A 15,970-nucleotide genomic window follows, 5' to 3' on the forward strand; every position below is an offset into this window, starting at 1 on the left:
TTTAGTTTGCTAAAAAAGAATTTACATTCTTCTCAATTCTATTCATTACATTTTCTGTGGAAGCTTTTACAAAAGCTTCTCCAGTAATTTGTTCATATAATTCTATGTATCTGTTAGAAATTTCGATGACTTTTTCATCAGACATTTCTGGAATTTGTTGTCCGTCTTTTCCTTGAAAACCGTTTTCAATTAACCACTGACGTACAAATTCTTTTGACAATTGTTTTTGAATTTCTCCATTTTCTTGTCTTTCTTTATAACCATCAGCATAAAAATAACGAGAAGAATCTGGTGTATGAATTTCATCAATTAAAACAATTTTCCCTTCTTTTGTTTTTCCGAATTCATATTTAGTATCTACTAAAATCAATCCTCTTTTTGCTGCTATTTCTGTTCCTCTTTGAAAAAGTTTTCTTGTGAAATCTTCTAAAACTAAATAATCTTCTTCAGAAACAATCCCTTTTGACAAAATCTCTTCTCTAGAGATATCTTCATCATGTTCCCCATTATCTGCTTTTGTTGATGGTGTAATTAATGGGTTCGGAAATTGATCGTTTTCTTTTAATCCTTCCGCCATTTCTACTCCACACAGCACTCTTTCACCTAATTTATACTCTCTTGCTGCATGACCAGATAAATAGCCACGAATTACCATTTCTACTTTAAAAGGTTCACATAAATGTCCAACTGCAACATTTTCATCTGGAGTTGCAATTAACCAATTAGGAACAATATCTACTGTATCATTCATCATTTTGGTTGCAATCTGATTTAAAATTTGTCCTTTAAACGGAATTTGACGCGGTAAAATAACATCGAAAGCAGATAACCTATCTGTAGCAATCATTACTAAAAGTTCATCATTAATATTATAAACTTCCCTTACTTTACCTTTATAAACAGACTTTAAGTTTTGAAACTGAAAATTTGTCTCGTTAATTGTATTCATTTTTATGGTGTTGTTAGTTGCTGCAAAAATAGACTAAAGACTATCTAATAACAACTAAAAATTTATTCTGTTTCTATACTCTTATAAGCCGTAATAATACGCTTCACTAATCGATGCCTAATTACATCACTCTCATCAAAATATACCTGTGCAATTCCATCAATATCTTTTAAAGCCAACAAAGATTCTTTTAAACCAGAAACTTGTCTTCTTGGCAAATCTATTTGACCAGGATCTCCATTAATAATAAACTTTGCGTTTTTACCCATTCTGGTTAAAAACATCTTCATTTGATTATGAGTTGTATTTTGTGCTTCATCTAAAATTACAAAAGCATTGTCTAATGTTCTACCACGCATAAATGCCAAAGGAGCTATTTGTATAATGCCTTTTTCCATATGAGATTCTAATTTTTCATGTGGAATCATATCACGCAACGCATCATATAAAGGTTGCATATAAGGATCTAATTTCTCTTTTAAATCTCCAGGAAGAAATCCTAAATTTTCTCCAGATTCAACTGCCGGTCTTGTTAAAATAATTTTTCTAACCTCTTTTTCTTTTAATGCTTTTACAGCCAAAGCAACTGCTGTATATGTTTTTCCTGTCCCTGCAGGCCCCACAGCAAATAACATATCATTTTTACCCATCAACGCAACCATTTTACGTTGGTTTTCTGTTTGAGGACTTATCAATTTTCCGTTTACGCCATGTAACAAAAGGTCTTTAGTACTTCTAGAAGTTGTTTTTTCTTCTTTTCCGCTTGAAGTTAAAATGCGTTCAATACTATTGTCATCTAGCTTATTGTATTTATTAAAATACTTTATTAGGCGTTCAAAACGTATTTCAAATTCGTTTAAAATTTCTGGTTCTCCATAGATTTTGAGTTGAGACCCACGAGCAACAATTTTAATCTTGGGAAAGTACTTTTTTAGTTGCTCAACAGTACTATTATGTTCCCCAAAAAAATCTTTAGGACTAATTTCTGTAAGTTCTATAATGCGTTCGTTCAAATGTTTATTTTTAGTTGATTAATAACAATTATATTTCAATTAAAAATAGCGAATAAATTTTCTAAAATGATTAGATTTGCGTAAAATAGTTAACAACTTTTACACATTTAATTAACAGCCAATATTTAATGTCTTTAATCACTTTAACAACAGATTTCGGAACAAAAGACCACTTTGTTGGCGCTGTAAAAGGAGCTATTTACTCAGAACTATCTGATGCTAAAATTGTAGATATTACTCATGAAATATCACCATTTAACATTACAGAAACCGCTTATATTTTAAAAAACTCTTACAAAAGCTTTCCTGACGGAACAATACATATTGTTGGTGTAGACTCTGAATTAAGTAATGACAACAAGCATATTGCCTTAGAGCTAGACAATCATTTCTTTGTATGTCCAGATAATGGATTAATCTCAATGATTGCTTCAGAAATTCATCCTACAAAAATTGTTGAAATTAATATTCATGACAGAATCGAAAGCAGTTTCCCTGTTTTAGATGTTTTTGTACAAGTAGCATGTTTTATTGCTCGTGGTGGAAATTTAACAGTTATTGGTAAAGAAATTCACTCTTTTAAAAAGATGACTGAAATTCAGCCAAAAGTGAATCAAATGCAAAACCAAATTATTGGAGGTGTTATTTATATAGATAATTATGGAAACGTAATTAGCAACATTAGCAAAAAAATGTTTAACGATATTGGTAAAGGAAGAAGCTTTAAAGCAACGGCAAGACGTTACTCTTTTACTAAAATATTTTCAAAATATAATGAGATTACAGGTGAAAGTGCTCATGATAATAGCCAATTTGATGGCAGTAAACTTGCCATTTTTAATTCTGCAGGGTATTTAGAAATTGCTATTTATAGAAGTAATTTAAAAACTGTAGGTGGCGCATCTACTTTATTAGGTTTAGGCTATAGAGACTCAATTGTAATTGAGTTTTTCAATGATTCTAAACCAACTTATACTATTTTAAACTAAAAAAATGTTTGTAAGAATTGTAAAAATGAGTTTTCACTTAAAAGATATTGATGCTTTTTTATCAATGTTTAATGAAAAAAAAGAACAAATAAGAAATAGTGATGGTTGTAACTTGTTAGAATTATACCAAGACAAAGCAAACCCTGAAATATTTTTCACCTATTCTTATTGGGAAAATGAACAAGATTTAGAAAATTATAGAAATTCTGATCTTTTTAAAACCGTTTGGGCAAAAACCAAACAATATTTTAACGATAAACCTCTAGCTTGGAGTCTTGATAAAAAAGCAAGTTTAAAATAATGAATTTCAATTTCAGTCCTTTTCCTGTTTTAGAAACAGAAAGATTAACATTAAGAGAATTAAACTTAGAGGATACAAAAACCATCTTTGGCTTAAGAACTAATAAAGAAGTTAACAAGTATATTAAACGAGATACTCCTAAAAATCTAGCTGAAACGAGAGCTTTTATAGATATGATTTCTAATTTAGTGTCTAATAACGAAGGTGTTTTTTGGGTATTAGAGTCTAAACAAAGTAATGACCTAATAGGTACAATTGGTTTAAGAAACTTTGACGTTGAAGATAATTATGCAGAAGTTGGTTATGAATTAAACCCTGATTATCAACAAGAAGGTTTTATGACTGAAGCTTTAAAAGAAGTTATAAATTTTGGATTTAATAATTTAGAATTAAAAACGATAGAAGGTTTTACTCACAAAAATAATAGTGCTTCTACTGCGTTGTTAGAGAAACAAAATTTTGTTTTTCAACCAGAAAGAAAAGATGAAAATTTTGAAGATAATCGTATTTATAGGTTAGAAAACAAAATCTAGAACGAATAGCATTCTTAATTCATATTAAACGCTTAAACAATTACACATTGATTGCTATTTTAAAAAAAGAATTTAACTCATATTTTGCAAGCCCAATAGCCTATTTGGTTATTGGGGTTTTCTTGTTAATTAATGGTTTATTTCTTTGGTTTTTTAAAGATGATTTTAATATTTTAAACGCTGGTTTTGCTGATATAAATCCGTTTTTCTTTTTAGCACCTTGGGTATTTCTATTCTTAATTCCTGCAATTACAATGAAAAGTTTTGCTGATGAATTTAACAGCGGAACCATAGAGCTTTTAAAAACAAAACCACTTTCTGATTGGCAAATTGTAATTGGAAAATTTATAGCCTCACTTCTATTAGTTCTTATTGCTTTAATTCCTACGCTTACTTATGTTTATACCGTTTATCAATTAGGAAACCCGGTTGGGAACATCGATTTTGGAAGTACAATTGGCTCTTATATCGGTTTGTTATTTTTAGCAGCAACCTATACCTCAATTGGTTTGTTTACTTCTACACTTTCTAAAAATCAAATTGTTGCATTTATTCTGGGTGTTTTTATCACTTTTTTCTTGTTTTATGGCTTTGATGCTATTTCAAATTCCTTTGGGAATAATGCCATAGCGATTAAGAAAATTGGAATTAATGAACATTTTAAAAGTATTTCTAGAGGTGTAATTGACACAAGAGATATTCTCTATTTTGTAAGTGTTAGTTTCTTCTTTTTATTCATCACTAAAACACGTTTAGATAATGAATAAGAAGATAAAAAATATTGTTTTTTTAATTACTGGACTCGTTTTACTAAACATTTTAAATCAGTCTTTTTACAAACGTTTTGATTTAACTAAAGACAAGCGTTATACCCTCTCTGAAACTACAAAATCTATTATTTCTAAGGTTGATAAAAATCTATTTATCAACATCTATTTAGAAGGCGATTTTCCTTCAGAATTTAAACGTTTACAGGTAGAAACTCGCCAATATTTAGAAGAATTAGCCGCAGAAAATACAAACATACACATCCAATTTATCAATCCAAATAATCAGCGAGAAAAGTTGATTAAAAAAGGAATGATGCCAAGTCAATTAACTGTTGAAGAAGATGGTAAACTATCTGAAGCAATTATATTTCCTTGGGCAGAAATTGACTACAATAAAAAGACCACAATTATTTCTTTATTACCAACTGCAATTGTGGCTTCACAAGATGAACAGTTACAAAAAGCCATTGAAAATTTAGAGTACAGTTTTAGTAATGCCATAAATTCCATCAACCAGAAAAAAGAAAAACAAGTTGCTATTTTATCTGGAAATGGAGAATTAGAAGATATTTATTTGTACAGTTTTTTAAGTGAAGTTTCTAAAAAATACAAATTAGCAAAATTTACGTTAGACTCTGTTGCTACAAATCCGCAGAAAACATTAAAAGATTTAACCTCTTTTGATTTGGTGATTATTGCAAAACCTACACAAAAATTTTCATCTGAAGAAAAGTTTACCTTAGATCAATTTATTGCAAACGGAGGAAAAACTTTGTGGATGTTAGACAATGTTTTGGCAGATCAAGACAGTTTATTTAACACCGGAAAAATGTTAGCGTATCCAAGAGATTTAAACTTAACAAACTTGTTATTTTCATACGGAGTTAGAATAAATACCAATTTAGTAAAAGATTTATATGCTGCAAAAATTCCTGTAGCAACGGGTAAAGTTGGTAATCAAACTCAGTTTAAAAATTTAGATTGGTTTTATCATCCATTGGTAAATGGAAATCCAAATCATGCAATTACAAAAAACAATTCTCCTGTAAGATTACAGTTTACAAATCAGATTGATACCCTTAAAAACACCATAAAAAAAACACCTTTACTAGTAAGTTCTTTGTTGACGCAAAAAGTGGGAACTCCAACTATTATTGAATTACAATCTATTGCAGATGAACCTATAGAAACTGATTATAATAGTGGAAAACAATTGTTTGCTGTTTTGTTAGAAGGAGATTTTAAATCTGCTTATAAAAACCGTGTAAAACCTTTTGAAACCTCCCTTTTTAAAGAAAATGCTACCAATAATAAAATGATTGTTATTGCCGATGGAGATATTGGTAAAAATCAAATTTTAAAAGAAAAACCTCATGATTTATCTACAGATAAATGGACAAATGAGCAATTTGGAAACAAAGATTTTTTATTAAATTCTGTAGCTTATTTATTAGATGATTCTGGCTTAATACACCTTAGAAATAAAACGTTACAAATACGCATGCTAGACAAACAAAAAGCATTTAAAGAAAGAAGTTATTGGCAATTTTTAAATGTTGTTCTACCTTTAATTTTATTGTTTTCTTTTGGAGTTGTTTTCAATTATTTAAGAAAAAGAAAGTATAGTTAACAGTTGGCAGTTGGCATCCCGAACATTACTTTTTATCAAAATATATTTTGATTGAAAGTAGCTTACGAAATAAATGAGGAGGAATCTCTTATAATAAAGTAAGCATAAAAGATTTCTAAATCGCCTAAAAAATGCTCATTTCGAAATGACATTAAGTACTTAAATCACTAATAAATCATCATGAATAAAAGTATAACCTAAAGCTTCTTGTACTTTTTTAGAACTGATAATTTTCCATTCATACACTTCATTCTCTTCAAATTCCGGAACCTCAAAATCGGCACTTAATTTTGCATTTGTATAAAACTCTCTTCTTGTAGGATGATGATTAGAACATGCATTAAAAGTTTCATTCCAACAATTTTGAGCTATAATTTCATGAATAATTTCGATACAATCTTCTTTATGAATCATATTTACAAACCCTTTTGGTTGAGGAATTTTTCGTCCATTTTTAAACCAATTAGAAGGATGTCTTTCATCTCCAAATAAACCAGCAAAACGAATAATTGTAGTTTCAAAAAAAGTGTTTTCTCTAAATAAATTTTCAATTTCTGTAAGCGGAGTTTCTAAAACGGCATCCTCTTCCGTCATCACTTTATTTATTCTTCCATAGACAGAAGTAGCACTTATAAAAATCACTTTCTGAACAGGAGAATTCTGAATTTGAGAAATCAGGTTTTTAAAAGCGTCAACATCTTTAGAAGTAATTGCAATTATTAAAATTTCAGAATTTAGAAATTCATCAAACTCCTCAAAATCGGTAATATCTACCAAAAAAGGTTCAATATTGTTAACTTCTAAAAGCGCTAACTTTTCTTCTCTAGTAGTAGCGCCTTTTACAGAATAACCTTCATCTAATAAAGAGATTGCTACTGGTTTTCCTAACCAACCACAACCAAGAACACTAACACTTCTCATTACAACAATTATCGTCTTTTACTAATTTACAAGAAACCACTGCTAACAAAGCACCTAAAATTGGTGCTAAAATATACATCCATAAATGTTGTAAATTACCAGAAACAAGAGCTGGTGCAATAGATCTAGCAGGATTCATAGAAGCATTTGTAATAGGGCCCGCAAACATTGCTTCTAATAATACAACTGCACCAATAGCAATTCCTGCAGTAACACCAATTTCTTTACTACCAGTAGAAACATTTATAATAACCACCATTAAGAAAAAAGTAAGCAATAACTCTAATACAAAAGCCCGCCAAACATCTACTGTTGGTATTGTTGCTCCTAAAGTTTCACTTTCAGGAAACAAGAACCATAAAATTAAACTCGCTAAAATTGCGCCTAAAACTTGTGCTAAAATATATTTAGGAACTTCTTTCCATGAAAACTTTTTTGCATAAGCAAAAGCAATTGAAACTGCAGGATTAAAATGCGCTCCAGAAGTTTCTCCAAAAGCATAAATCATTGCCATAACAATTAATCCCCAAGTAATTGCAATTCCTACATGAGTAACTTCTCCTCCTGTAACTTCATTAACTGTCATTGCTCCTGTTCCGCAGAAAATCATTGAAAATGTGCCAATAAACTCTGATATATATTTCTTCATGTATTCTAAAAATAATGACAAATATACATTCCTTTATTTTAAGGTTTTGTTAACATTTAGTGTTTTTTGAATTCGTAATTTTGATACAAAATAAATTAAATTATAACAAATTATGAAAAAATTTTCAACTAAATTTTTTAGTACAATAACAATTTTAACACTCGTTTTCTTTACTAGTTGTCAGAATAAAGAGGCAAAGGAAGAAATAAAAGAAGAAGTAAAGGCACCTGTAGCACAAATTGCAGCACCACAGCCGAGTCCATTTTCTAAAATGGAGCAAAAAGTAGGTTTAACAGATGTTACTGTTGAATATTCTAGGCCAAGTATGAAAGGAAGAGCAATTTTTGGAAATTTAGTTCCTTATGGAAAAACGTGGAGAACCGGAGCCAATGCAAATACAAAAATTACTTTTAGTACAGATGTTACAATTAATGGCAAGAATTTAACTAAAGGTGCTTATGCATTGTATAGTTTGCCAAATAAAGATTCTTGGGAACTTATGCTCTATAAAGATACAGACAATTCGGGAAATCCTAAAGAATGGGATGATGCCAAAGTAATGGCTAAAACGTCTGCAGAAGTTTTAAAAATGCCAATGAAAGTAGAAACTTTTACAATAACCTTAGACGATTTAACAAACAACTCTGGAGTAATTGGTTTAGTATGGGAAGATGTGTATGTTGGTTTACCTTTTACAGTTCCAACAGACAAAGCTGTAATGGCTTCTATTGATGAAGTTATGAAAGGAGAACCAAATGCTAGTGCTTATTATGCTGCTGCTGTTTATTTTAAAACTGCAGATAAAGATGTAAACCAAGCAGTGACTTGGGTTGATAAAGCAATAGAAATGACAAAAGACGATCCTAAATTTTGGATGTTAAGACAACAAGCTTTAATTCATGCAAAAGCAGGCAAAAAAGAATCTGCAATTGTTGCTGCAAAAAAATCTTTAGAGTTGGCTAAAAAAGCTGGAAACGATGATTATGTAAAAATGAATACCGATTCTTTAAAAGAATGGGGAGCAATATAATTATTGCTATTTTTTAACACCCTTTAAAATCTCAAGTGAAAGCTTGAGGTTTTTTTTATAATCTATTTCGTTTATCGTTAAATTATCTTCTAACAACCTCGCTTTTGTGCTTCACTTAATTCAGTATAAAGTGTTTTCTCATTCAGAAATAACTTCAATAATAAATTTTCTAATTAGAGATCAATCTATTTTAATTTCTTTTCAATAAGAAATCAGACTTCATAATAGTATTAAGTCTACCTTCGGTAAAAAACAATGTCGGTAGAACGGAAAGTTCAATTAGTAGAAAACCTTTTTAATCAACTAGAACAAGAAAATATTCAGTTAAAAAAAACATCTGGAATAGGTTGTGTTGCTGGTTGTGGAAAATGCTGTACTTACTCAAATATAGAAGCTTCTCCTTTAGAATTTTTACCTTGGGCATTTCACTTATTATTAAATGGAGAAGCAGAAAAAACGCTCACTTTACTTAATAAAACAGAAAGTGCTACTTGCTTTATTTACAAACCTTTATCAGAAATTAACCAAGGTAGTTGTAGTAATTACAAATATCGAGGTTTAATTTGTAGGTTGTTTGGGTTTGCTGCCAATACAGATAAATACGGTAATTTGAGATTGGCAACTTGCAAAATTATCAAAGAAGGACAGACTGACAAATACAACTCTACAGCTGAGGCAATGAAAAAAGGGTTATATGTACCTGTATTTACAGAATATTACATGCAACTAAATCAAATAGATTTTAAGTTAGGCAACATAATATTACCCGTAAACAAAGCACTTAAAATGGCTTTAGAAGAAGTTTTACAGTACTATGCTTACAGACCATTACCTGATTTAGAAAAAGTGTAGTTAAAATATAAACAAATTTATTCTAAAAATTTTGACTATTGCATAACAGCAGTTTCCTCTAGTAATAAAACTTCAATGCTGGCTGATAATAAAATAGGCTTTAAAATAATTCATACATTTAAAGATGCTATAGATAAGTAGAACATTCTTTGATGGGATTGGAAATAAAAAAACAAATGAAATTTAATCAGAAAACACTTAAATTTGTAATATAGAAACTTATAAAACACGAACGATGAAAAAAAATATGGGAAATACAGATAAAATTATCCGATTGATAATTGCTGCAATTATAGGAGTACTTCATTATACGGGTCTAATTCCTGGAACTTTGGGCCTTGTTTTATTAGTTTTAGCAGCTGTATTTGCTATTACAAGTTTTATTAATTTTTGTCCTCTATATTTACCTTTCGGTCTTAATACATGTTCAATTAAAGATAAAGAATAGTCTAAAACAAAAGAGTAGCGTACTTTGTTTATTCAGGAAAACATAGAGAGAAATTAGAAAAAAACAGGCAGCATTATCAGAAATAGCATCTATATTTTGTTGTATCCCAAAAACTGATTGTTATTGATTTTTAATAGTTTAATCCTATAATTTCTCGAACTTTATCTACTGTTTTTATCAAGTTTCTAGAAAACTCAAAAGTCATTAAATCGCTTTCTTTTTTGTTTGTTCTTAGAAGGTTATTAAAATGTATTATTTCAAAATTATAACCAATCGTTTTAGTTTTAAAATCAATAATTTCATCTTTACCGTTCTCAGAAATAGTTACAGTTGTAGGCATATGAAACATGGTGTTTATTTTTATAATTCCTCTTTCACAAGTAAAAGTTGCTTCTGTTGCAGTATCTTCTACTAAAGTACTTTTTAAAACGGCTTCTGTATCCTTGTAACTAAAAATCATATTACATGATGAGTCAGCTCCATTATCAAAAAAAGTAGCAGCTGCTTCTATAGTATCTGGTTTTCCTAAAGTAGACAACGCAGCAAAAATGGGGTAAACACCAATATCTAATAAACTTCCTCCACCAACTTCTTTCTTAAATAATCTGCTATTCGTATCAAATGCTCTAGAGAAACCAAAATCAGCTTCTAGTTTTAAGAGTTTTCCAAATTTTTCATTTTTAAGGCATTCTAAAACATACGCATAATGTGGTAAAAAATAGGTCCATAGCGCTTCCATTAACAAGACATTGTTCTCTTTTGCCACCCCAATCATTTCTTCTACTTCATGCAAATTCATGGCAAAAGGTTTTTCACATAAAACAGCTTTCTTGTTTTTTAAACAAAGTATCGCATGTTCTTTATGAAAACTGTGTGGCGTTGCAATATAAACAGCATCTACTTCAGCGTCTTTCACTAAATCTTCATAAGAATTATAGGCTTTTTTTGAATTGAATTTCTCTGCAAATTCAGCTGCTTTTTCTTGACTTCTTGAAGCAACAGCAACTAGTTCTGCATTTTCAACAGTTGCTAAATCTGTAGCAAATTTATGAGCGATGTTTCCAAGACCAATAATTCCCCAACGTATATTTTTATTTTTCATAATTTACTCAATTCCTATTGTTTCTAGATTATCGCTATTATTCTCTTTAGAAGGAGTAAAAGTTTGTAATACAATTGCAATTCCCATCACTAAAGCACACCCTAATAAATTTAACCACAAATAAGGCAACCAATCTAATAGAAATACGGTAATAATTAAAGCTTGTGTTATTAAAGCTGCTATAAAAACAGCATTTCCTTTCACAAATTTAATAAAGAACGCTAACAAGAAAATCCCTAAAACATTTCCGTAGAAAATAGACCCAATAATATTTACAAGCTGAATTAAATTATCGAATAAATTGGCTACACAAGCCACTGAAATTGCGATTATCCCCCAAGCTAGCGTAAACCATTTAGACGCTTTTACATAATGCTCTTCACTCTTATCTTCACTTACATTACGTTTATATAAATCGATGGCAGTTGTACTTGCCAATGCATTTAATTCTGATGCTGTAGAGGACATTGCTGCAGATAAAATTACCGCCAATAAAAGTCCGATTAAACCTCTTGGTAAATTGTTTAAAATAAAATGAATAAACACATAATCCTTATCGTTCGATTCTATTTTATCTATTGATTTTTCATCAACTTTTTTTATAATTTCTTTCGCTGCTTCTTTTAGTTTTAAATCTCTCTCGTTTAAAGATTGAATTTTATTTTTTTCTTCAACCTGAAAACCATTAGCAAAAATTGCTTTTTTAGAGTTTTCTATTTCTATATGTTCCTTTTCTAATGCTTGATATTCTGCAACATATTCAGAATTTGCAATTGCATCATTTGCAGTGGGATTAAAATTTAAAGGCGAGGCATTAAATTGGTAAAAAACAAAAACCATTACACCAATTAATAGAATAAAAAACTGCATTGGCACTTTTAATAATCCATTAAAAATTAAACCTAATTGACTTTCTCTAACCGATTTTCCAGACAAATAACGCTGCACCTGACTTTGATCTGTTCCAAAATACGATAACATTAAAAAAGTTCCACCAAGAATCCCTGTCCAAACGGTGTATCTATTGCTTAAATCAAAAGAGAAATCTAACACTTCCATTTTGTTACTTGCACCCGCAATTTCCAATGCTTTTGTAAAGGTAATATTTTCAGGAAGCTGACTCATAATCATAAAAAACGCGATTAACATTCCAATAAAAATGATAATCATTTGTTGTTTCTGAGTAACATTTACGGCTTTTGTTCCTCCAGAAACTGTGTAAATAATTACTAAAAAACCAATAATAATATTCAACGTTAATAAATCCCATCCTAACACTGCAGACAAAATAATTGCAGGCGCAAAAATGGTAATTCCTGCTGCTAAACCTCTTTGAATTAGAAATAAAATTGCGGCTAAACTTCTTGTTTTTAGATCAAATCTTCCTTCTAAAAACTCATAGGCGGTGTAGACTTTTAACTTGTGATAAATGGGTATAAAAACTACACAAATAATCACCATCGCAATTGGCAAACCAAAGTAAAACTGTACAAACCCCATTCCGCTATGAAAAGCTTGTCCTGGAGTTGATAAAAATGTAATTGCACTGGCTTGCGTTGCCATTACAGACAAGCCAATTGTCCACCATTTTGAGTCACTTCCACCTTTTATATAATCAGTAACATTGTCATTTTTTCTAGTAACGTACGTTCCGTAAGCAACAATAAATAGTAGTGTAACAGATAAAATAATCCAATCTACTGCGTGTAATTTACTTTCTATTTCCATAGATTAAACTGTAAAGTATTTAGTGATACTATAAAAAGCCAAAATGTAAATAACATTTGCTACCAAAACAAACGTATATTCTTTTTTCCAAGTGTATTTTTTACTGTCCATATATTTTATTTTGAAGCTATTTCCTGCTTTCCGCTATCTCTTTTTACTTTTGTCATTGCGAAGTTTACTTTTCTGTAAACTTTGGCAATCTCTTTTAGATTAGCAGATTGCTTCGTTCCTCGCAATGACGCTTTTTAAAAAAGCAATAAAAAGGTTAAAAATATCACCAGATATTTTAACGGTTTCAATCAGGGCTAAACTTGTTTACTAACTTTATTTGTCAGTTTGAGCGAAGTCCAGAACTAATTAAACCTTTTACTGTACTCGAGGAGATAATTATTTTTTAATTTCTTGTTTTAACTCGACATTACCTTTCCCAACAGACAACATATTTGCAAACAACTTATAAGCACCAGAAACTCCTGCAGGCAATTCTCTAAAGAAGCTTAAACCTGTATAAATGTAATTTCCTTTACCGTATTTTGCAATTAATAAACTTCCGTTTTTTGCAGCTTCACCTTTATCATTCATAGATAAAATTGGCGTGTATTCTTTACTCCAAGAATCAGGAAAATACAAACCACGTTCTTGTACCCAACCTTTAAAATCTTCATCTGTTATTATATTCGGAAAATTTAATAAAGAGCTATTTTTATCTAAAATTCTTACTTCAGCAAATTCATCTGTAACCCTATCTCTAGAAAGCTCCAATTTAAATGGTGCAGCAACATCTACTCTTCTATTCGTATTATATTGCACAATCATGTTTCCTCCTTTTTCTACATATTCTAACAAGAATTTTTGTTTGAACTTTAACTCTTTCACCACATTGTAAGCTCTAATACCAAGAACAATTGCATCGTATTTATGCAGATTTTTCTCATTAATTTCTGAAGGATTTATTTCAACAACGGTATATCCAATCTGACGTAAATTTTCTGGAACAACATCACCAGCTCCTTTTATATACCCAATATAATTTCCAGCTTTTTCTATATTTAAACGTACAATTTTGGCCTCAGAATTTAATAAAACAGATTGTTTTGGAATGTGATTGTAATTAATCTCTACCAACTCTTTTTTATACGTTTTACCATTAGAAGTGGCAACCACTTCTATTTTACCTTCTGATTGCTCTTTTGGTGGCGTTACCAAAAAGGAAATAGTTTGCTTATCTTTTTTCTGCTCAATATTAAAAACAATTTCTTTGGGTGATACACTCCAATTTTTAGGAACTTTCAAGCTCACTTTTCCGCTTACATAATTAATTCCTGCTCTGACTTCTACAGGAATCTCTTTAGGAATACTATCTGAAAAAATAAGTACTTTATTTTTTAGTTTGGTAGTTACTCTTGGTAGAATTTCAAAAGGTTCATAAATCTCCCCTTTATCTCTTTCTGCATATCTCATAACAACATTCTTGGTAATTGTTATCGGCAAATAATTTATAACAAGGTTAAAATCTATTTTAACTACTCTTGGCGTTGCTGGTTTTCCAATCAATTCTCGGCTATCTACTGTATACATACCTAAAGAAGGTTCTTTTCTTAACCAATAAGGATCAGTGTATTCATCTGTTTTTAATAAAATATTTTCTTTAAAGTTCCGTTTTTTATTTTGCGCTAATTCAAAACCTTTATAAATTGTATTTTTATCAAGTGTAGATGTAATTGAAGTCAATATCATAGGAACGCTACTTCTATTCACTACTTCAAAATTAACATCAATTTTAGAATTTTGTGTTCCTGAAGAACTAACTGCCGAAACTTCTAAATACAAGCCTAAACAAGCTTCAATAATTTCTTTAATTTGTTTTTCTTTAATTTCTCGCCAATGAGTATCTTCTAATTTTTCAATTAAATTATACGCATTCATCAATTTTGGTATATGTTTAGAAGGATTTAAAAAATCGAAATTATTCTCAACTTCATATAAAATAGTTCCTATTTCTCCTCCGTTTTTCAAACGATTCCAAGTAGTATTAATTCCTGAAAAAACATCTGTTTTATCCTTTAAAGGGTTTCCTTTTAATAATTCTGCATATTCAGTTTGCGCTCCTCTTGTTGTTAATCTTCCAAAACCTTGACATAAATGTTGGCTGCTTGCTATTGAAGCTAACTCATTATTAGAAAGTCCTTTTAATGGATAATACACTCCAATATCAAATTTGGTAAAGTTTTTAGCTACTTCTTCAAATTTTGCTTTATCGCTATAAAACCAAGAAGATGTATTTTGAAACAAACGTTTTGGTTGCCAAACACTCGTATATTTAAGTTGATTTGCATACTTTGTTTTATCGTTTGCAAGATCAAAAGCCTCAACACTTAACATGGCAGAAGCTGTATGATGGCCATGTGTTGTTCCTGGAGTTCTATGATCGAATCTATTAATAATTACATCTGGTTTAAAGGTTCTAATTGCCCAAACAACATCACTTAAAACTGCTGTTTTATTCCAAATTTCTAAGGTTTCATCTGGATGTTTAGAATATCCAAAATCGTTGGCTCTTGTAAAAAATTGTTCTCCACCATCAATTCTTCTTGCTGCCAATAATTCTTGCGTTCTAATAACGCCTAACAATTCTCTAATTTCTGGACCAATTAAATTCTGACCTCCATCGCCTCTTGTTAATGATAAATAACCCGTTCTTGCTTTTACATTATTTGCTAAATAGGCAATTAAACGCGTGTTTTCATCGTCTGGATGTGCAGCAATATATAAAGCGGTACCTAAAAAATTTAGTTTTTGAATTTTCTCAAAAATCTGGTTAGAGTTTAGTTTTAGTGGCTTTTGTGTAAAGGCTGATATGGAAAGTAATAAAAAAGAAAGTACTAATAGTGTGTTTTTCTTCATGTTTAAAGTTTGATGAATCAAACAAATGTAGCCTTTTTATGAACTAATAGAATGCTATTAACATAATAATAACGTTTTTTGAAATCATCAACAGAAGTGCTTATAAACTGTTAATAAAATAATTTTTAAAGTCACATATTTAGAATATATT

15 protein-coding genes are annotated in these 15,970 nt (G+C 30.0%); 8 read left to right on the forward strand and 7 right to left on the reverse strand.

The features are described 5' to 3' along the window. Window position 1 precedes the first annotated feature (1 nt). A complete protein-coding gene (locus BTO04_RS05565) occupies window positions 2–949 on the reverse strand; it encodes a phosphoribosylaminoimidazolesuccinocarboxamide synthase (RefSeq protein WP_087563558.1) in 948 nt (315 codons plus the stop codon). Between the two features lie 62 nt (window positions 950–1,011). Continuing rightward, a complete protein-coding gene (locus BTO04_RS05570) occupies window positions 1,012–1,962 on the reverse strand; it encodes a PhoH family protein (protein WP_087563559.1) in 951 nt (316 codons plus the stop codon). 128 nt (window positions 1,963–2,090) lie between these two features. On the opposite strand from BTO04_RS05570, the gene BTO04_RS05575 reads away from it, so the two are divergent. From BTO04_RS05575 to gldG, 5 genes are read left to right on the forward strand one after another with little or no spacing between them, the layout of a single operon-like run. Then, window positions 2,091–2,951, forward strand: coding sequence for an S-adenosyl-l-methionine hydroxide adenosyltransferase family protein (locus BTO04_RS05575; protein WP_087563560.1), 861 nt, complete (start codon window positions 2,091–2,093; stop codon window positions 2,949–2,951). A gap of 4 nt (window positions 2,952–2,955) precedes the next feature. Then, the gene (locus tag BTO04_RS05580) at window positions 2,956–3,252 is read left to right on the forward strand and encodes a putative quinol monooxygenase (protein WP_087563561.1); all 297 of its coding nucleotides are present in this window, start codon (window positions 2,956–2,958) and stop codon (window positions 3,250–3,252) included. Continuing rightward, window positions 3,252–3,785, forward strand: a complete 534-nt coding sequence (locus tag BTO04_RS05585) for a GNAT family N-acetyltransferase (RefSeq protein ID WP_087563562.1) — start codon at window positions 3,252–3,254, stop codon at window positions 3,783–3,785. The genes BTO04_RS05580 and BTO04_RS05585 overlap by 1 nt, the downstream gene beginning before the upstream one ends. A gap of 47 nt (window positions 3,786–3,832) precedes the next feature. Beyond that, entirely contained in the window at window positions 3,833–4,552 is a 720-nt protein-coding gene (gldF, locus tag BTO04_RS05590) for a gliding motility-associated ABC transporter permease subunit GldF (RefSeq protein ID WP_087563563.1), read from the forward strand. Continuing rightward, entirely contained in the window at window positions 4,545–6,185 is a 1,641-nt protein-coding gene (gene gldG / locus BTO04_RS05595) for a gliding motility-associated ABC transporter substrate-binding protein GldG (protein ID WP_087563564.1), read from the forward strand. The genes gldF and gldG overlap by 8 nt, the downstream gene beginning before the upstream one ends. A gap of 159 nt (window positions 6,186–6,344) precedes the next feature. Here gldG and BTO04_RS05600 read toward each other — a convergent pair whose 3' ends face one another. Both BTO04_RS05600 and BTO04_RS05605 read right to left on the reverse strand, forming a co-directional pair. Next, window positions 6,345–7,106: an NAD(P)H-binding protein gene (locus BTO04_RS05600; RefSeq protein WP_087563565.1), complete on the reverse strand. Its 762-nt coding sequence runs from the start codon at window positions 7,104–7,106 to the stop codon at window positions 6,345–6,347. After that, window positions 7,093–7,755, reverse strand: coding sequence for an MIP/aquaporin family protein (locus tag BTO04_RS05605; RefSeq protein WP_087563566.1), 663 nt, complete (start codon window positions 7,753–7,755; stop codon window positions 7,093–7,095). Before BTO04_RS05605 ends, BTO04_RS05600 begins: the two co-directional genes overlap by 14 nt. A 112-nt stretch (window positions 7,756–7,867) precedes the next feature. On the opposite strand from BTO04_RS05605, the gene BTO04_RS05610 reads away from it, so the two are divergent. From BTO04_RS05610 to BTO04_RS05620, 3 genes are all read left to right on the forward strand, one after another. Further along, the gene (locus tag BTO04_RS05610; RefSeq protein WP_087563567.1) at window positions 7,868–8,785 is read left to right on the forward strand and encodes a DUF2911 domain-containing protein; all 918 of its coding nucleotides are present in this window, start codon (window positions 7,868–7,870) and stop codon (window positions 8,783–8,785) included. A 255-nt stretch (window positions 8,786–9,040) separates the two neighbouring features. Further along, entirely contained in the window at window positions 9,041–9,637 is a 597-nt protein-coding gene (locus tag BTO04_RS05615; RefSeq protein ID WP_087563568.1) for a YkgJ family cysteine cluster protein, read from the forward strand. Between the two features lie 235 nt (window positions 9,638–9,872). Further along, window positions 9,873–10,085 (forward strand): DUF2892 domain-containing protein, encoded by a 213-nt coding sequence (locus BTO04_RS05620; protein ID WP_087563569.1) that lies wholly within the window; start codon window positions 9,873–9,875, stop codon window positions 10,083–10,085. Window positions 10,086–10,215: 130 nt separating this feature from the next. Here the strand turns inward: BTO04_RS05620 and BTO04_RS05625 are convergent, their stop codons facing one another. The 3 genes from BTO04_RS05625 to BTO04_RS05635 all read right to left on the reverse strand — a co-directional run bounded on the left by BTO04_RS05625 (window position 10,216) and on the right by BTO04_RS05635 (window position 15,819). Continuing rightward, the gene (locus BTO04_RS05625) at window positions 10,216–11,187 is read right to left on the reverse strand and encodes a Gfo/Idh/MocA family protein (RefSeq protein ID WP_087563570.1); all 972 of its coding nucleotides are present in this window, start codon (window positions 11,185–11,187) and stop codon (window positions 10,216–10,218) included. 3 nt (window positions 11,188–11,190) lie between these two features. Then, complete coding sequence (locus BTO04_RS05630) at window positions 11,191–12,915, reverse strand: sodium:solute symporter (RefSeq protein ID WP_087563571.1); 1,725 nt, start codon at window positions 12,913–12,915, stop codon at window positions 11,191–11,193. Between the two features lie 387 nt (window positions 12,916–13,302). Then, window positions 13,303–15,819, reverse strand: a complete 2,517-nt coding sequence (locus tag BTO04_RS05635) for a PIG-L family deacetylase (protein ID WP_087563572.1) — start codon at window positions 15,817–15,819, stop codon at window positions 13,303–13,305. Window positions 15,820–15,970 lie beyond the last annotated feature (151 nt).

It is taken from the genome of Polaribacter sp. SA4-10 (assembly GCF_002163835.1).
Classification (GTDB): Bacteria; Bacteroidota; Bacteroidia; order Flavobacteriales; family Flavobacteriaceae; genus Polaribacter.